At 39.1% G+C, this 18,785-nt stretch carries 19 protein-coding genes; 17 read left to right on the forward strand and 2 right to left on the reverse strand.

What is annotated here, in order from left to right:
- Positions 1-11 precede the first annotated feature (11 nt).
- Positions 12-263 (forward strand): DUF2573 family protein, encoded by a 252-nt coding sequence (locus NSU19_RS04410; protein ID WP_063386943.1) that lies wholly within the window; start codon positions 12-14, stop codon positions 261-263.
- Positions 264-624: 361 nt separating this feature from the next.
- On the opposite strand, the gene NSU19_RS04415 is transcribed toward NSU19_RS04410, so the two are convergent.
- Both NSU19_RS04415 and NSU19_RS04420 read right to left on the reverse strand, forming a co-directional pair.
- A complete protein-coding gene (locus tag NSU19_RS04415; protein ID WP_063386942.1) occupies positions 625-975 on the reverse strand; it encodes a spore coat protein in 351 nt (116 codons plus the stop codon).
- Between the two features lie 14 nt (positions 976-989).
- Positions 990-1,253: a hypothetical protein gene (locus NSU19_RS04420; protein WP_198318588.1), complete on the reverse strand. Its 264-nt coding sequence runs from the start codon at positions 1,251-1,253 to the stop codon at positions 990-992.
- A 172-nt stretch (positions 1,254-1,425) separates the two neighbouring features.
- On the opposite strand from NSU19_RS04420, the gene NSU19_RS04425 reads away from it, so the two are divergent.
- The 16 genes from NSU19_RS04425 (at position 1,426) to sufB (ending at position 18,192) form a co-directional block, all read left to right on the forward strand.
- On the forward strand, positions 1,426-3,807 hold the full coding sequence (locus NSU19_RS04425) for a 3-hydroxyacyl-CoA dehydrogenase NAD-binding domain-containing protein (protein WP_339198980.1): 2,382 nt from the start codon (positions 1,426-1,428) through the stop codon (positions 3,805-3,807).
- Positions 3,808-3,825: 18 nt separating this feature from the next.
- Positions 3,826-5,001: an acetyl-CoA C-acetyltransferase gene (locus NSU19_RS04430; protein ID WP_339198982.1), complete on the forward strand. Its 1,176-nt coding sequence runs from the start codon at positions 3,826-3,828 to the stop codon at positions 4,999-5,001.
- Positions 5,002-5,134: 133 nt separating this feature from the next.
- Complete coding sequence (locus NSU19_RS04435; protein WP_339199964.1) at positions 5,135-6,874, forward strand: acyl-CoA dehydrogenase family protein; 1,740 nt, start codon at positions 5,135-5,137, stop codon at positions 6,872-6,874.
- Between the two features lie 219 nt (positions 6,875-7,093).
- A complete protein-coding gene (locus NSU19_RS04440; RefSeq protein ID WP_066249190.1) occupies positions 7,094-7,453 on the forward strand; it encodes an arsenate reductase family protein in 360 nt (119 codons plus the stop codon).
- A gap of 63 nt (positions 7,454-7,516) precedes the next feature.
- On the forward strand, positions 7,517-7,900 hold the full coding sequence (gene gcvH, locus NSU19_RS04445; RefSeq protein ID WP_063386938.1) for a glycine cleavage system protein GcvH: 384 nt from the start codon (positions 7,517-7,519) through the stop codon (positions 7,898-7,900).
- A gap of 149 nt (positions 7,901-8,049) precedes the next feature.
- The gene (locus NSU19_RS04450; protein ID WP_063386937.1) at positions 8,050-8,400 is read left to right on the forward strand and encodes a toprim domain-containing protein; all 351 of its coding nucleotides are present in this window, start codon (positions 8,050-8,052) and stop codon (positions 8,398-8,400) included.
- A 16-nt stretch (positions 8,401-8,416) separates the two neighbouring features.
- Entirely contained in the window at positions 8,417-8,728 is a 312-nt protein-coding gene (locus tag NSU19_RS04455) for a thioredoxin family protein (RefSeq protein WP_339198986.1), read from the forward strand.
- Positions 8,729-8,842: 114 nt separating this feature from the next.
- Positions 8,843-9,157: an SCP2 sterol-binding domain-containing protein gene (locus NSU19_RS04460; RefSeq protein WP_339194480.1), complete on the forward strand. Its 315-nt coding sequence runs from the start codon at positions 8,843-8,845 to the stop codon at positions 9,155-9,157.
- A gap of 265 nt (positions 9,158-9,422) precedes the next feature.
- Complete coding sequence (locus NSU19_RS04465; RefSeq protein ID WP_063386934.1) at positions 9,423-10,448, forward strand: methionine ABC transporter ATP-binding protein; 1,026 nt, start codon at positions 9,423-9,425, stop codon at positions 10,446-10,448.
- Entirely contained in the window at positions 10,441-11,109 is a 669-nt protein-coding gene (locus tag NSU19_RS04470; protein ID WP_066249196.1) for a methionine ABC transporter permease, read from the forward strand. The genes NSU19_RS04465 and NSU19_RS04470 overlap by 8 nt, the downstream gene beginning before the upstream one ends.
- 18 nt (positions 11,110-11,127) lie before the next feature.
- Positions 11,128-11,973, forward strand: coding sequence for a MetQ/NlpA family ABC transporter substrate-binding protein (locus tag NSU19_RS04475; RefSeq protein ID WP_094245247.1), 846 nt, complete (start codon positions 11,128-11,130; stop codon positions 11,971-11,973).
- A gap of 1,032 nt (positions 11,974-13,005) precedes the next feature.
- Positions 13,006-13,791, forward strand: a complete 786-nt coding sequence (gene sufC, locus NSU19_RS04480) for a Fe-S cluster assembly ATPase SufC (protein ID WP_063386930.1) — start codon at positions 13,006-13,008, stop codon at positions 13,789-13,791.
- Between the two features lie 17 nt (positions 13,792-13,808).
- On the forward strand, positions 13,809-15,119 hold the full coding sequence (sufD, locus tag NSU19_RS04485; RefSeq protein WP_066249201.1) for a Fe-S cluster assembly protein SufD: 1,311 nt from the start codon (positions 13,809-13,811) through the stop codon (positions 15,117-15,119).
- Entirely contained in the window at positions 15,119-16,339 is a 1,221-nt protein-coding gene (locus NSU19_RS04490; RefSeq protein ID WP_339194488.1) for a cysteine desulfurase, read from the forward strand. The genes sufD and NSU19_RS04490 overlap by 1 nt, the downstream gene beginning before the upstream one ends.
- Positions 16,329-16,763 (forward strand): Fe-S cluster assembly sulfur transfer protein SufU, encoded by a 435-nt coding sequence (gene sufU, locus NSU19_RS04495; RefSeq protein ID WP_063386927.1) that lies wholly within the window; start codon positions 16,329-16,331, stop codon positions 16,761-16,763. Before NSU19_RS04490 ends, sufU begins: the two co-directional genes overlap by 11 nt.
- Positions 16,764-16,794: 31 nt before the next feature.
- A complete protein-coding gene (sufB, locus tag NSU19_RS04500; RefSeq protein WP_063386926.1) occupies positions 16,795-18,192 on the forward strand; it encodes a Fe-S cluster assembly protein SufB in 1,398 nt (465 codons plus the stop codon).
- Positions 18,193-18,785: the final 593 nt, after the last annotated feature.

The raw sequence follows: 18,785 nt of genomic DNA on the forward strand, positions 1-18,785 counted from the left end.
AGAGATTAAAAATGGATAACCAGTTTCAAGCTCAGATTGATGCGCTTGTTGAAAAGTATACCGAACTCTTGCTTGGAAAATCGTCTCCTGAATTAAAAGAAAAAGTGAAAATTTGGGTGTTGTATACGTACATGGCAAAATCGATGCCGCCGCTAGTGAAACATTGGAATGAAAAATTTCCAGAAGCAAAAGAACAAATGAAAGCTATTATTAATGAAATAAAAGAATTAAATGAACAGCATAGAAATAATAAAAAACGTTGATCTAAATTTGAAGTTGTCCTCCTTATAAGCAGCAGGAGGATTTTTTATGCGGACAGAATAGTATCATTCAAAATAACTTTAAGGTTTCATAGCATTGACGTTGGACGAAACAATGGAATGCTGATAAAGGTTAAAATTTTTTTGTGCTAAAGCAAAATGCTTCTTACTTTAAAAACAGCAGATAAATAGTTATCATATAGAACGGAATGAGCATTCGATCGCCTATTCAGTAATCGATTGGGAATAACATTTCAACCCGTAAAGAAATAAAACCTTACTCCGCTTGTTTACCGGAATAAGGCTGCTTTAACTCTTTATTTGCTGTCTGCTCGAATGGGGTCAGACACTTTTAAGTTCATTTTTATTGAATGTTTTGATTGTAAGGAGATTGCTGTTGCAAATAATTAGCATATTGCTGATAGCTTTGTTGTATTTTTTGGTTGTCGCACGCCTCAAGGGAATACCATCCATTTTTAAACATGACATTAAATAACTGCCGCTGGCATTTTTGCGTTTCGTCGCAAATCATTTGAATATTTTCGTATAAAACGGTGTGGCTAAGCTCATTCAAAGCTGTGCTATAACCTTGTGTCATATATTTTTCAGTTGCAAGCAAGTCATTTATAAAGTCGCGGTCGTTCATTTGCGGGCTTTTTTGAACTGTTGTTTCCGGATTGCTGATTTTCGTGTTGTTTGATTGCTGGGCTTGCATAATAAATCTCCTTTCTACTGCATTTGTGGATTGCCATTTAATTGATTTAATATCTGCTGATAGTGGCGATGATGCATTTCTCCTACCTTTTCCAACTCAGCTTTAATTTCAGGAATTTGGCATTGTGAAGCAAAAAAATGTGCTTTTTTCATCGCAATTAAATTCCATGACATCATATCTGTTAAATATAGTTGATCTTTTACAGAAATAATTTGCGGCGGTTCGTTATAAACTTGATTTTGCTGCATATTTTGCATATTGGTTGGCATTTGATTCATCATAAAAGCCCCCTTTTTCAAAAATGTACAAATTTAATATCCCACAATTTTTAAAGAGTTATGCAAAAATTTTTTAACAGGAATATTGAACAAAAATTTTAAATATTTTATACTTTAGTAAAACAGAAAAAAATGAATGAATGTTCATTCAAATGAAAGGGGATTTGAAATTGTGCGTCAAATAAAAAAAGCTGCAGTACTCGGATCAGGAGTGATGGGATCCCAAATTGCAGCACATTTAGCGAATGTCGGGATTCATGTATTACTCCTGGATATTGTACCGACAGAACTAACGGCAGAAGAAAAACAGCAAGGATTGACGCTGAAAGATCCAATCGTTCGAAACCGTTATGCTCAAAAGGCCGTGCAAAGACTGCAGAAGCAGACTCCTGCTCCATTGACTGCAAAAGAAAATATAGAGCGAATTGAGATCGGGAATTTTGATGATGACATTGAGAAAATTGCTGAAGCTGATTGGGTGATTGAAGCAGTTGTGGAAAGGCTCGATATTAAACAGAAAGTTTTTGAAAAAGTGGATAAATGGCGGCGGCCAGGCAGCATTATCAGCACAAACACGTCTGGAGTTTCCGTTCATTCGATGTCAGAAAACCGCTCAGAAGATTTCCGCAAACATTTTTTAGGCACTCACTTTTTTAACCCGCCACGCTATTTGAAGCTGCTCGAAATTATTCCAACAAAAGATACTGACGAACAAGTTGTAGCATTTATGAAGAGATTTGGTGAAGATGTTCTTGGCAAAGGGGTTGTTTGCGCAAAGGATACACCGAATTTCATTGCCAATCGCATTGGAACATATGGTTTTCTTGTAACCGTACGTGAAATGCTGAAAGGGAATTATTCTGTCGGAGAAGTTGATTCCGTGACAGGGCCTTTGATCGGCAGACCAAAAAGCGCCACATTCCACACACTTGATGTAGTCGGTTTAGACACGTTTTTTCATGTCGTAAACAACGTATATGAAAGAGTGGATGGCGAAGAAAAAGAAATTTTTCGTGTCCCGGATTTTATGAAGAAAATGCATGAAAACGGCTGGATTGGGTCAAAAGCCGGGCAAGGATTCTACAAAAAAACGGGCAAAGATATTTTAGAATTAAATGTAAATACGATGGAATATGAAAATAGAAAAAAACTTCGTGCCGATTCTATCGAAATAGCGAGACGTGAAAAAGGCACCGGGGAGAAGTTAAAAGCAGTTGTTTATTCGAACGACCGTGCAGGCACTCTTATTTGGAAAATTCTTATTCCAACGCTCCTTTATTCCGCAGAACAGCTGGACAGCATTGCCGAAACGATCGTTGACATTGACCAAGCGATGAAGTGGGGATTTGGCTGGGAGCTTGGACCGTTTGAAATGTGGGATGCAATCGGGATAAAACGATCGGTTGAAATCATTGAACAGCAGGGCGGAACAGTGCCAGTATGGGTCAAGCAAATGCTGAAGGATGGAAATGAAACGTTTTATAAGCAAAGCGAAGGCGCCACTTATTTTTATCATCGGGGCGAGTACAGACTGCTGCAAACAAATATGAAACAAATTCATGTGCAATCGTTGAAAAATGGAAAATCAATCATTAAAGAAAATAACGGGGCAAGCTTAATCGATATCGGCGATGATATCGCACTGCTCGAGTTTCATTCGAAAAACAATGCGATCGGCTATGATATTGTGCAAATGATCGATTTTGCCATCGACGAAGTTGATAAAAATTATAAAGGGCTAGTCATCGGCAATGAAGGAAAACACTTTTGTGTAGGCGCAAACCTTGCGTTTATGTTAATGGAGGCGCAGGATGAAAATTATTTTGAAATTGAGCTGATGATAAGAAAGTTCCAGCAAGCGATGATGAAAATTAAATATAGTCCGAAGCCGGTTGTAGCGGCCCCTTTTCATATGACATTGGGAGGCGGCGCGGAAGTATGTTTGCCTGCCTCAAGCATTCAAGCAGCTATGGAAACTTACATTGGCCTAGTTGAAACAGGTGTTGGACTGATCCCGGGCGGGGGAGGAAACAAAGAACTGTATATAAAAATTCTTGACCAAATCGGCAATGATATTGAAATTGATTTGCAAAAGGTCGCAAATAAAACATTTGAAACGATCGCCATGGCTAAGGTGTCCAAATCCGCACAGGAAGCGCAGCAAAACGGGTTTCTTCAACCGACAGACGCCATAACCATCAATAAAGATCACCTGCTGTATGATGCGAAGCAAAAAGCGCTGTTTTTATATGAAAGCGGATACCGTCCTCCTGTCCGCAAAAAAATTCCGGTAGTTGGCGAGACCGGATATGCCGCCATGATATTAGGGGCACAAAATCTTTATTTATCGGGATACGCTTCGGAGCACGATGTAAAGATTGCTAAAAAATTAGCCTATGTGATTGCGGGAGGCAAGCTTCCATACAGGACAAAGGTAGATGAACAATATTTGCTCGATTTGGAACGGGAAGCATTTTTAAGTTTAATAGGTGAACCGAAAACACAAGCCAGGATGCAGCACATGCTGTTAAAAGGAAAACCGCTGCGCAACTGACAGAAAGGAGTTAGAAAAATGAGGGAAGCTGTCATTGTCGCTGGTGCTAGGACACCGGTTGGAAAAGCAAAAAAAGGGGCATTAGCCAACATACGACCGGATGATTTAGGAGCATTAGTAGTAAAGGAAACATTGAAGCGGGCCGGAAGCTATGACGGACATATTGATGATGTCATTATTGGTTGTGCTATGCCTGAGGCAGAACAAGGCTTAAACATTGCAAGAAATATCGCGGCGCTGGCAGGGCTCCCCTATACAGTGCCGGGAATAACCATTAACAGGTTTTGTTCTTCAGGGCTGCAGGCTATTGCTTATGCAGCTGAACGGATCATGCTTGGGCATGCGGAAGTCATTATCGCAGGAGGAACAGAATCAATGAGTCTTGTTCCAATGACTGGAAATGTATTGCGGCCAAATGCAAAGCTTGCCGAGGAAGCGCCTGAATATTACATGAGCATGGGACATACAGCCGAGCAGGTCGCACAAAAATACAATATCAGTCGAGAGGAACAAGATGAATTTGCTGCGCGGAGCCACCAAAAAGCAGCATTAGCAATTCAAAACGAAGCATTTGCTGAAGAAATCGTTCCTGTAGAAATCACGAACCGAACAGTTGATGCTAATAACAAGCTGCAGGAGAAAAAAACAATATTTCGCCAAGATGAAGGGGTTCGACCAGAAACAACAAAAGAGGTTCTTTCATTTTTAAAACCGGTATTTGCAGTAAACGGATCTGTAACGGCGGGAAATTCTTCGCAAATGAGCGACGGAGCGGCTGCCGTTATGGTAATGGATCGAAAAAAAGCGGAAGAGCTTCAGCTAAAGCCGCTGGCCAAATTCCGTTCTTTTGCTGTAGGAGGAGTGCCGCCTGAAGTGATGGGAATAGGCCCTGTCGTTGCGGTGCCAAAAGCGCTTGAATTAGCGGGTCTTGAACTTTCCGATATTGGACTCATTGAATTAAACGAAGCATTTGCTTCACAAGCGATTCAAGTAATTAGAGAACTCAAATTAGACGAAGAGAAAGTAAACGTAAACGGAGGTGCCATAGCTCTTGGACATCCTCTTGGATGTACAGGTGCAAAATTGACATTAACTCTTATCCACGAAATGAGAAGAAGAAATGAACAATTTGGATTGGTGACGATGTGTATCGGCGGAGGAATGGGTGCAGCGGGAGTTTTCGAGCTTCTATAAAAAACCAAAAGGTTAGGTTTTCTACACATGATGGAAAATGACATGGAGTCTTCGAACTTATTTATGAATCCAAAAGGGGGAATATTGGGTGGCAAACAAAACAGAGGCCTATATAAAGGGCGGAAGCTTCATCATGGAAGAAATTCCTTTTGATCGGATCTTCACGCCGGAAGACTGTACAGAAGAACATAAAATGATTGCGAAAACAGCTGAAGATTTTGTCCTGAACGAGGTTGTTCCTTTTATTGACCGTCTTGAAAACCATGAATTTGATATTTCGGTGAAATTGCTGAAGCAAGCTGGCGAACTTGGTCTGCTCGCAGCAGATATTCCAGAAGAATATTCCGGACTAGGTCTTGATAAAGTAAGCTCTGCTCTTATTGCAGAACAATTTTCCCGCGCAGGGGGCTTCTCAATTACATTTGGAGCCCATGTAGGCATCGGCTCGCTTCCAATTGTATTGTTTGGAAATGAAGAACAGAAGAAAAAATATTTGCCCAGCCTTGCAGTCGGTGAAAAAATCGCTGCATATGCATTAACGGAACCAGGATCAGGATCAGATGCTCTTGGTGCAAAAACTACAGCGAAGCTAAATGAGGCAGGAACACATTATATTTTAAACGGAGAAAAACAATGGATCACAAATTCAGCTTTTGCAGATGTTTTTATCGTGTATGCAAAGGTGGACGGCAAACATTTCACAGCATTTATTGTTGAAAGAGATTTTCCGGGTGTTTCAACAGGTCCTGAGGAAAAGAAAATGGGGATCAAAAGCTCTTCAACAAGGACATTGATCTTAGACAACGTTTTAGTGCCAAAAGAAAATGTTTTAGGGGAAATCGGCAAAGGGCATAAAATTGCCTTCAATATTTTAAATATCGGACGATACAAATTAGCCGTCGGGGCAATCGGAGCCTGCAAGCGCATCATCGAATTGTCGGTCAAATATGCGGTGCAAAGGAAACAATTTGGACGGCCGATAGCCCAATTTCCGTTAATCCAAGAAAAGTTGGCCAATATGGCGCTGAAGCTTTATGCAATGGAAAGCTCAGTCTATCGAACGGTTGGATTGTTTGATGACCGGATGAGTTATTTAACACCTGAAGAGCAAAAGGATGGAAATGCTGTTGCCCAATCAATTGCTGAATATGCGATCGAATGCTCATTAAACAAAGTATTCGGTTCTGAAACGCTTGATTATATAGCGGATGAAGGAGTTCAAATTCATGGCGGATACGGATACATGGCGGAATATGAAGTGGAAAGGGCCTATCGCGACTCCAGAATTAACCGCATTTTTGAAGGAACGAATGAAATCAACCGCTTGCTTGTTCCGGGAATGTTTTTGAAAAAAGCAATGAAAGGGGAGCTACCTCTTCTTCAAAAATCACAAAGCCTTCAAAAAGAACTGTTGACATGGATGCCGGAAGAAATCGGCGATGGCGTATTGGAGCAAGAAAAATATTTGTTGAAACAAGCGAAAAGAGTGACGCTTTTGCTGGCAGGTGCTGCAGCTCAAAAATTTGGCCAATCCTTGCAGCAGGAACAAGAGATTCTTGCAAATATCGCGGATGCGGTAAATAACGTTTATGCGATGGAATCCGCTATTTTGCGCACAGAAAAGGCCATTGTGAACTCAGGAGAAGAAAAGAATAAACAGAAGCTTCTTTATACACAAGTGTTTGTGCAAGAAGCGTTTCAGGAATTAGAGGCGAATGCAAAAGAAACGATTGTTGCGATCGAGGAAGGAGACGACTTGCGGATTCTTCTCTCTGCTCTAAAAAAATTGATGCGACAAATCCCTGTAAATGTCATTAAGAAAAAACGCCAAATTGCAGCTAGAGTGATTGAAGAGGAAAAATATATAGTATAACTGCGGGACTTAGGGGTGTCTAATAAGTCGTTTTTACGGCTAATTGACGCCCCCTTTAATGTTTTAGAAACGTTGATATATTGGGGTTTATAATTTTTTGTTTTCAATGGGGATTTGACTTTCTGGACAGCTCCAAAAATTTATTGATCAAGTTATTATGTTTGTCCAAATCGGATATGATAAAATATTATTGGTGTTGTATGAAGGAGGTGAGAAGGAATGGCTTTAACAATGTACTGGTATCCGAAGTGCGGAACTTGCAGAAAAGCGAAAAAATGGCTGGAAGATCACGGAATTGATTTTCGTGAAATACATATCGTGGAAAATCCTCCTTCTAAAGAAGAGTTAAAATCCTTTTATGAAAAGAGCGGATTGGAGTTAAAAAAGTTTTTTAACACGAGCGGTCAAAAATATCGTCAATTAGGTTTAAAAGAAAAAGTAAAAACAGCAACAGATGAGGAGCTCTTTGATTTGCTCGCATCAGACGGTATGCTCATTAAGCGGCCGATTGTTACCGATGGGGAAAAGGTGACCGTTGGCTTTAAAGAAGAGGAATTTGAGAAGATTTGGGGAAATTAAATTTAGAAAAGATTCTATTTAAATAGAATTCTTATATAAAAATGATAATTGGAGGGAATGACATTGAATACACCAAAAGAATTGCGTTATTCTGAAGAGCATGAATGGGTAAAGGTGGAAGGTGACAAAGTAAGAATTGGGATCACTGATTTTGCGCAGTCTGAACTCGGTGACATCGTATTTGTTGAACTTCCAGAAGTTGGAGATGAAATAGTCGCTGACGAACCTTTCGGAAGCGTTGAATCAGTGAAAACAGTTTCTGAGCTTTATGCCCCTATCAGCGGAAAAGTTGTTGAAGTGAATGAGGAATTGGATGACAATCCTGAATATGTAAATGAATCTCCTTATGAAAAGGCTTGGATGATTGTTGTTGAACCAAATGACATTCAAGATGTTGAAAAATTAATGACAGCTGAAGAATATGAAGAAATGGTAAAAGAAGACTAATATGAAACCCCCGTCTCCCTTTGAGAAGGGGGTTTCCTTTTCTTTATAAATGGAAAAGTACGGACAATCAAAGTATTTTGTGTGAAGGAATCAACCACTTCATTTAGAATAAGTATATATCAAAAAGCATCTATAAGCAGGTGATAACAATGGCACTGATAGAGATTGAGAAAGTTATCATTGTTGAAGGAAAGTCTGATAAGAAAAAAGTAGAGAAAATTATTAATGAACCTGCTGAGATTATTTGTACAAATGGCACGTTAAGCTTGTCCAAGCTCGATGAATTGGCGGAAAGCTTATTTTTCAAGGATGTTTATATTTTAGTCGATGCGGATGAAGCAGGAGAAAAATTGAGAAAACAAATTAAGCGGGAGCTTCCGGAAGCCAACCATTTATATATAGACAAAATGTACCGTCAAGTTGCATCCGCACCTGAACAGCATATTGCCGCCGTTTTGCTGAGAGCAAATATTGATGTACATGCAAGATATTTATCATAAATGTGGAGTGTGTTCAATGATTGAAATAACAAAAGAGCAATTAGATGCGATTAGCGATGAAGAGCAAACCATTATATTTTTATATACACCTTTTTGCGGGACGTGTAAATTAGCTAAAAGCATGCTGGAAATTGTAGAAAAAATCATTCCTTCCATAAACATATATACGAAAGATTTGAATTATATCCCTGAATTTGCTAAAAAATGGAAAATTGAAAGTGTTCCATGTTTATTGATCTTTGAAAAAGGACAAATTGCCGAAAAAATATATGCGTTTCATTCTATTGACTATTTATATCAAAAGTTAAAAAGTTTTTCTACCATATAATTATATTTCCTGAGAAATATGTCAGTTTTTTCTAGAAAGCGTCGACAACTCCCAGCAGGAAGAAGGAAAGCTAGAAAGAATGAGTAAAATAAAATATTTGCTGGGGGGTTGTCAATGTTTGATTTTTTATTAGAAAAGGCAAATGATCATCATTTTTTAAAGCCTTTATTTCCGGCACATCCTATGTTTATTGCTTTTGAGTATGGCCAAAGCATTTATTGTTATCAATTGGATTTGGAAGGATTAAGACGAGTTGATGGAAATATCGAATCCATTGATGTAAAAATTATAGGAAATGAAGAGCAAATGGAAGAGCTCATTACAGGCCAGCTAAAGCTCCAACAACTAATGAAATTGAAAGCAGTAAAAGTTGAGGGGAGATTTCGGGATATTTTAAGATTAGAATCTGTCTTGTCTTTATTGGCCTAACAGGTTAAAATAGAGTAAAGATATCGGAAAAGAATATATTGACACAATGTTTGTTGAATGGTACAATCTCTCCCAGTTAGTTTGTATTGTTTAAAATAATGTTTTAATAGAAAAATAGCGGGTGCACATGTACAATAAAGCTTTGTCTACAATTGCGTTGAAAAAAAGGAAGGTCAATTGAATGTAATCGTGCCTTTCTGCAGCTGTGCAGGAAGGCTTTTAGTATTAAACCGAAGCTGCTGCATGTGTGAAAGAAGGTGTAAACTTGATTTCTCTCAACGGTGTTACAAAAATTTATCATACGAATCATAGCCAAGTAAAAGCTGTCGATCAAGTTGATCTTCAAATCCAGAGCGGAGAAATTTTTGGGATCATCGGATACAGCGGTGCTGGGAAGAGTACATTAATACGCTTGTTAAATGGTCTTGAAAAGCCGACAAATGGGACAGTTGAAGTGGCGGGAAAAAGAATAGACCAAATTAAAGGAAAAGAACTGAGATCCGCCAGAAAAGAGATTAGTATGATCTTTCAGCATTTTAATCTATTGTGGTCAAGAACAGTGCGGGAGAACATCGCTTTTCCATTAGAAATTGCCGGCATGAAGAAAAGCGATCGGCTCAAAAGAGTTGATGAACTTATTAAACTAGTAGGTTTAGAAGGAAAAGAAGATGCATATCCCTCGCAATTGAGCGGAGGACAAAAACAAAGAGTCGGCATTGCAAGAGCTCTTGCGAACAATCCGAAAGTTCTTTTGTGCGATGAGGCGACTTCTGCTTTAGACCCTCAAACGACTGATTCCATCCTAGATTTGCTTGTAGATATTAACAAGCGATTAGGTTTAACGATTGTTTTGATCACCCATGAAATGCATGTAATTCGAAAAATTTGTCATAGAGTGGCTGTGATGGAAAACGGGAAGATTGTTGAACATGGTGATGTGTTGACGGTTTTCCGAAATCCGAAGGCTAACATTACAAAACGATTTGTTAAACAAGTTACAGAACCTGATGAAACAATGGAAACGATTGATTACCTGCTTGAAAAGTACAAGCATGGAAAGGTTGTCAAACTTACCTTTGTAGGAGACAGAGCGGAGCAGCCTATGATTTCAAAAATCATTAAAGAGTTCGATGTAGAGGTTAATATTTTGCAAGGGAAAATTTCACAAACTCAAAGTGGATCCTACGGGACGTTAATCATCCATTTTGATGGAGATGAAACTACAGTTGAACAAGCCATTGAATTTATTCGCAATCAACAAGTGGAGCTGGAGGTGATTGCGAATGTTTGAGACATTGTTGCCAAATGTAAAATGGGACAAAGTCATTGATGCAACTTATGAAACGGTTTATATGACAGCTGTTTCTGTATTTGCTACATTTTTTCTCGGAATTATTTTAGGTCTTTTATTGTTTTTAACGTCAAAGGGGAACATGTGGGAAAATCGGTTTATCCACTCGTTTGTTGCAGCAGTTGTCAATGTATTCCGTTCAATTCCCTTCATTATTTTGATCATTTTGCTGCTTCCTTTTACAAAAGCAATCGTTGGTACCATTTTAGGGGCTAATGCTGCACTTCCTGCACTCATCATTGGTGCTGCGCCTTTTTATGGAAGGATGGTGGAAATTGCACTGAGGGAAGTTGACAAGGGGGTGATTGAAGCTGCAAAATCGATGGGAGCTACAATGAGCACAATTATTTTCAAGGTACTGCTTCCAGAATCGATGCCTGCTTTAGTTTCAGGAATAACTGTCACAGCAATTGCGTTGGTAGGTTATACAGCCATGGCAGGCGCCATTGGTGCCGGTGGTCTTGGAAACCTTGCCTATTTAGAAGGATTTCAGCGTAATCATAGTGATGTAACATTTGTTGCAACTGTACTCATATTGATTATTGTATTTATCATCCAATTGATCGGCGATATGATTACAAGAGCAATTGATAAGCGTTAAACGAAGGAGGAGAATAATATGAAAAAATGGCTTTTAGCGACTGTTTTAGGTGCGACGATGATATTTGCTTCTGCTTGCGGAGGTGGAAGTAATCAGGGAGGCAGCTCCGGCGGCTCTGACAATGAGAAAAATGAAGTAATTAAAGTTGGCGCATCTCCTGTTCCACATGCAGAAATTTTAGAGGAAGCAAAACCGCTTCTTGAGAAAAAAGGATATAAATTGGAAATTGAAGAATTCACTGATTATGTATTGCCGAATAAAGCTTTAGCGGAAAAGGATATTGATGCAAACTACTTCCAGCATATCCCTTACCTTGAAGCACAGAAACAAGAACATGGATATGATTTTGTCAATGCCGGCGGAATTCATATTGAGCCAATTGGCGTATATTCAAAAAAATATAAATCTTTAGAGGAGCTTCCGAATGGAGCTACTATTATCATGAGTAACTCAGTTGCTGACCATGGACGCATGCTGTCAATGCTGGAGGAAAAAGGTTTAATTAAGCTGAAAGATGGCGTTGATAAAACGAAAGCGACAGTTGATGACATAGCAGAAAACAAAAAGAATTTGAAATTCAAAACAGACATCGAAGCGCCAATGTTGACGAAAGCTTATGAAAACAATGAAGGCGACGCTGTATTAATTAACGGGAACTTTGCTCTGGATGCAGGACTTGACCCATCAAAAGATGCCATTGCTCTTGAATCGCCAAAAGACAATCCGTATGTAAACGTCATTGCTGTCCGCAGTGAAGATAAAGACTCTGAAAAAATTAAAGCTCTTGTAGAAGTGTTACAATCAGATGAAATTAAAGAATTTATTCAAACAAATTATCAAGGCTCCGTTATTCCTGCTGAATAATCAATTGGGAAGCTGTGCATATTTACGCGCAGCTTCTTTTTTTGGATCAAGCTGAGCTGGTATTGTTTGGACAAAATTTCATTTGAGAAAAAACGTACGAACTTAGGTGAAATTTATGCCGCCAAAAAAGCAAATAGAAAGTGCTGTTCATTTCAATTAAGCGCTTCAGCAGAACATAAGAAAGGGAATGGGGCATTTACTCAACATAATTTTACAATTGCTTGTTTCAAAAAGGTTGAGCTATCAATAGCATGAAAGATCAGTGTCAAATGCAAGATGAATATTGTATTTTTTCTCTCCAGCGGGAATGCAGCCGAAAGGAAATATATGAAGCAGCAGGATTTGCACCAGCTTTCGAAGAAGGACTTGTGATGAGCTTAGCGGCCGCATTTAGAACGGAATGTTTTGCATGAAAAACAAATAAAGATGTAATTTTCAGTATTTTGGAGCATTTGTAAGATTGAACCTTTAATCCTTTCTCATTGGCTTAAAATGGGTTTTAAGCTGTTTTAATCAGCGATACAGCAGGTTGCTTGCAAGCTGTAATCATTGCTAACATTAAATTGTATAAAAAATGAAAGGATTGGTTCATTATTTATTTAAACCAAGAAATGATAGACATTAAATTTACGTCTGAAATGGAAAAAGCAATGCATCAATTTCACGGAATGGGATATAACGAATATAGGAGAACACATAAGAAGCGAATGAAGGTTGAAAGAAAAAGAGAACGAAATTACCGCAGCAGCCAAATTGTAACAGCTAATCTGAAAGGGAAATTGTTTTTGTCTACGCTAAACTAAATCAGCCAGTCGGCAAAGACTGGTTTTTCTTTTTATTGAATACATACAACAAGTTTGTTTGAATGATACTAAGATGACTATATACTTTGTTCCTAAAAATTTGGTAATATGAATAATGTTGTGAGATATTAAAAGGTTGTATTCACTTTTAATTTGTTATAAAATAATAATGAGAATAAATTGAGAATGATATTAATATTTGACCTATAGATTAATGGAGGTATTGGTTATGTCAGGATCTACATTAACGATTAAAGATTTGCATGTTTCCGTAGAAGGGAAAGAAATTTTAAAAGGTGTGAACCTTGAAATAAAAGGCGGAGAAATTCATGCGATCATGGGGCCGAACGGAACAGGAAAATCAACTCTTTCCTCCGCGATCATGGGACATCCAAAATATGAAGTGACACAAGGATCCATAACCCTCGACGGACAAGATGTGCTTGAGATGGAAGTAGATGAGCGTGCGCGTGCAGGACTTTTTCTTGCCATGCAATATCCAAGTGAGATCAGCGGAGTCACAAATGCTGATTTCTTGCGTTCAGCTATCAACGCCCGCCGAGGCGAAGGCAACGAAATTTCTTTAATGAAATTTATTCGCAAAATGGATGAAAAAATGGAATTTCTTGAAATGGATCAAGGGATGGCGCAGCGATATTTAAATGAAGGATTCTCGGGCGGTGAGAAAAAACGGAATGAAATACTTCAATTAATGATGCTTGAGCCTAAGATTGCCATCTTGGACGAAATCGATTCAGGCTTAGATATTGATGCGTTGAAAATTGTTTCCAAAGGTATCAACGAAATGCGGAGCCCTGAGTTTGGCTGCCTGATTATTACACACTATCAACGTCTGTTAAACTATATTACACCAGATTTTGTTCATGTTATGATGCAAGGAAGAATCGTGAAATCCGGCGGAGCAGAACTAGCTCAGCGTCTTGAAGCAGAAGGATATGACTGGATTAAAAAGGAATTAGGCATCGAAGACGAAACAGTAGGGCAAGAAGCGTAAGCGTTAGGAGGATCAAAATGACTGTAGAAACGAAACTACCGTTTGACCAGAAATATATAGAAAATTTCTCCAAACAGTTAGGAGAACCGGACTGGCTGAAAGATCTTCGCTTGCTTGCTCTTGCAAAAGCTGAAGAGCTTCCATTGCCAAAGCCGGATAAAACAAAAATCGACAAATGGAATTTCTCACAGTTTTCTAAACATGTCGTTTCCAGCAGCACTCTATCTTCTCTTGATGAGCTGCCGGAAGAAGTAAAAACGCTTATTGAGGCAGATGAAGAACATAAAAATCTCTATATACAACGTGACAATACGCCTGCTTTTTTGACAGTCTCTGAAGATTTGAAAGAAAAAGGAGTTATTTTTACTGACATTCACACGGCTGCAAAGGAACACGGAGACTTGCTTCAGCAATATTTTATGAAAGATGGAGTAAAAATTGATGAACATCGGCTGACAGCTTTGCACGCAGCCTATTTGAACGGCGGGGTCTTTGTGTATGTGCCGAAAAATGTAGAAGTGGAAAAGCCTCTTCAGGCGGTTTTTATACATGAAAACCCTGAAGCCAATTTGTTTAATCATGTGATCATCGTTGCGGATGATAATAGTTCTGTTACGTATGTCGAAAACTACATCTCGACCACCGAAACAGAGGGTGCTGTGTTTAATTTAATTACCGAAGTTATCGCCAATACTAATGCGAAAGTTTCCTACGGTGCGGTTGACAATCTGACTGAAAACATCACAACATATGTGAACCGCCGCGGGGTTGCTGGACGCGATGCAAAAATTCTTTGGGCATTAGGATTAATGAATGACGGCAATACGATTTCTGAAAACACAACAAATCTTGTCGGAGACGGTTCTATAGGCGATACAAAAACAGTTGTTGTTGGGAGAGGAAGCCAAATTCAAAACTTTACGACGAAGGTCGTTCACTTTGGCAAACATACCGAAGGCAACATTTTAAAACATGGTGTTATGAAAGACAGTGCGACGTCCATTTTTAACGGCATCGGCAAAATTGAGCACGGTGCATCGAAATCAAATGCTGAGCAGGAATCCCGCGTTTTAATGTTAAGTGAAAAGGCAAGAGGAGACGCAAATCCGATTTTGCTTATTGATGAAGATGATGTTGTCGCCGGCCATGCCGCATCTGTGGGACGTGTTGACCCGATTCAGCTCTATTATTTAATGAGCAGAGGAATTTCAAAATCGGAGGCTGAGCGATTAATTATTCATGGATTTTTAGATCCTGTTGTAAGACAAATGCCGATTGAAAGTGTAAAAAACCAATTGACAGAGGTTATTGAAAGGAAAGTTCGGTAATGGATATTAAAGAAATTCGCAAACAGTTCCCGATCCTTAGTCAAAAGGTCAACGGCCGCGATTTAGTTTATTTGGATAATGCTGCAACATCGCAAAAGCCAAATGTCGTCATTGATGCAATCACAAAATACTACCGCGAGTACAATTCAAATGTGCATCGCGGTGTTCATACACTTGGTACAAAAGCTACAGATGCCTATGAAGGTTCACGGGAAAGAGTTCGTCAATTTATTAACGCAAAATCCGTCCAGGAAATTATTTTTACACGGGGAACAACAACAGGACTAAATATGGTGGCACAGAGCTATGGAAAGGCCAATTTAAATGAAGGCGATGAAATTGTCATTACGTACATGGAGCATCATGCCAATTTAATTCCATGGCAGCAAGTTGCAAAAGAAACAGGAGCTACGTTAAAATATATACCACTAAAAGAAGACGGAACTATCTCGTTAAGTGATGTTCGAAATACGATTACAGCCAATACGAAAATTGTTTCGATTGCGCTCGTATCCAATGTTCTTGGCACGATCAATCCAGTAAAAGAAATAGGCGAAATTGCTCATCAAAACGGAGCTGTTCTTGTCGTAGATGCTGCTCAAGGAGCACCACATATGAAAATTGATGTTCAAGATTTAAATTGTGATTTTCTTGCTTTCTCGGGACATAAAATGTGTGCTCCGACAGGAATCGGTGTTCTATACGGAAAAAAAGAGCTGCTCGAAAATATGGAACCGGTTGAAACCGGCGGAGAGATGATTGATTTTGTCGGTTTATATGAATCTACATGGAAGGAGCTCCCATGGAAATTTGAAGCTGGTACACCAATTATTGCCGGAGCAGTTGGATTAGCCGCAGCAATTGACTTTTTAGAAGAAATTGGACTTGAGAATATTTTCAATCATGAACATAGACTTGCCCAATATGCATTGGAGCAATGCTCAAATATTGAAGGCATGACAATTTACGGACCGAAAGAACGGGCTGGGCTCGTTACCTTCAACCTCGAAGGCATTCATCCTCACGACGTGGCAACTGTTCTGGATGCGGAAGGTATTGCGATCCGAGCCGGGCACCATTGCGCCCAGCCATTGATGAAATGCTTAGAAGTATCAGCGACAGCACGGGCGAGCTTTTATCTATATAATACTGAAGAAGAAATTGATTTATTCATTCGCGCAATTCAAAAAACAAAGGAGTATTTCGGCAATGTCATTTGATAATCTTGACACATTGTATCGTCAAGTCATTATGGATCACTATAAAAATCCTAGAAATAAAGGCTCTCTTCAAGACAGCGTTACGGTTGACATGAACAATCCAACCTGCGGTGATAGAATTCATTTGACAATGAAAATTGAGGATGGAAAAGTCATCGATGCGAAGTTTGAAGGGGAAGGCTGCTCCATTTCGATGTCATCGGCATCCATGATGACCGAAGCGATCAAAGGACAAACGATTGAAAATGCTCTTAAGCTTTCTAAAATCTTCTCCGATATGATGCAAGGCAAGGAATACGATGATGATATTGATTTAGGAGATATTGAAGCATTGCAAGGCGTTTCAAAATTTCCAGCTCGAATCAAATGTGCAACGCTTGCCTGGAAAGCGATGGAAAAAGGTGTGCGATCTGAAGTCGAGTGATAAAATTTAAATTAGATTGGAGTGAGAAAGTATGGCGAAAAAAATGCCTGAAATAGGCGATTATAAGTATGGCTTTGTCGATAAAGACGTTTCTATATACCGTGCAGAACGCGGATTGACAAGAGAAATTGTTGAACAAATTTCGAAAATGAAAAATGAGCCTGAGTGGATGCTGCAATTCCGCTTGAAAGCTTTAGACCATTTTTATAAAATGCCAATGCCTCAATGGGGCGGCGATTTGTCTGCTTTAGATTTCGATGAAATTACTTATTACGTAAAACCTTCTGAACACTCAGGACGTTCTTGGGATGAAGTTCCAGAAGAAATTAAACGCACTTTTGATAAGCTCGGAATTCCTGAAGCGGAACAAAAATATTTAGCAGGTGTTTCTGCCCAATACGAATCAGAAGTTGTGTATCACAATATGAAAGAAGACCTTGAAAAAATGGGCATCATTTTTAAAGATACAGACAGCGCCTTAAAAGAAAACGAGGACATCTTTAAAAAATATTGGGCGACGGTCGTTCCGCCGACTGATAACAAATTTGCCGCTTTAAACTCTGCAGTTTGGTCAGGGGGTTCCTTTATTTACGTTCCGCCTGGTGTAAAAGTTGATACGCCTTTGCAAGCATATTTCCGAATTAATTCAGAAAACATGGGACAATTTGAACGGACGTTAATTATAGTTGATGAAGGTGCCCACGTTCATTATGTTGAAGGATGTACGGCGCCTGTCTACACAACTAACTCGCTGCACAGTGCTGTTGTAGAAATCATTGTGAAAAAGGGAGCCTATTGCCGCTATACAACGATTCAAAACTGGGCAAACAATGTGTATAACTTAGTAACGAAACGTGCGGTTTGTGAAGAAAATGCAACAATGGAATGGATTGACGGAAACATCGGTTCGAAATTAACTATGAAATATCCTGCAGTCGTATTGAAAGGTGAAGGTGCACGGGGCATGACATTGTCCATTGCCCTTGCTGGTAAAGGTCAACATCAAGATGCAGGAGCGAAAATGCTTCATTTAGCGCCGAATACTTCATCTACGATTGTTTCGAAATCGATCTCGAAACAAGGTGGAAAAGTAACGTACCGAGGTATTGTCCATTTTGGTCGGAAAGCAGATGGGGCACGTGCAAACATTGAATGCGACACATTAATCATGGATAACCAATCAACTTCCGACACGATTCCATATAATGAAATCCTAAACGATAATATATCTTTGGAACATGAAGCAAAAGTATCGAAAGTATCTGAAGAGCAGCTGTTTTATCTCATGAGCCGCGGCATTTCTGAAGAGGAAGCAACCGAAATGATCGTTATGGGATTCATTGAACCATTCACAAAAGAGCTGCCAATGGAATACGCCGTTGAAATGAACCGCCTCATCAAGTTTGAAATGGAAGGAAGTATTGGATAATCCTTATAATACTAAGGGGGTGTCTAATAAGTCGTTTTTATGGCTTATTGACGCCCCCATTAATGTTTTAGAAAAGTTGATATATCGGTGTTTATAATTTTTTGTTTTCAATGGGGATTTGAGGACAGACCCACAATTCACCCACAAAAATTAGATATTCATGTTTGTATACCGTTAATACAACTCCAGTGCCTCGTCTCAATTTTCTTGGTCACATGGAGATATGTGTCAGCGGTTATTTTTATACTTTAGTATCTTAATCTTTCGCTCCAGCTAAAGGAGAGCATCATGTAAAGAAAAAACAGGGAGTTTGCATGTTTGCACACTTCTGTGGCGGTCACAAGCAGGAAACGTCACTCACCGGACTATTTCTAATAGTTTACATTGCATAACAGCTTTTCTCCAATGCCAATAGTGGCTGTGAGAAAGAAGAATCAGAAGGCTTTAAAATTTCGCTTGCCCCTCTCCTCTAGAACACCATAAATGATGACTTACGTTTTTCTATGAGGCTTGAACATCTTCTCATACCAAAATAAAACCGAGCCGCAAATCATTGCAAGGAGAATAAAAGATAACAAGAAAAATAATGGATT

The organism is Aeribacillus sp. FSL k6-2211, from assembly GCF_037966125.1.
Taxonomy (GTDB): Bacteria; Bacillota; Bacilli; order Bacillales; family Aeribacillaceae; genus Aeribacillus; species Aeribacillus composti.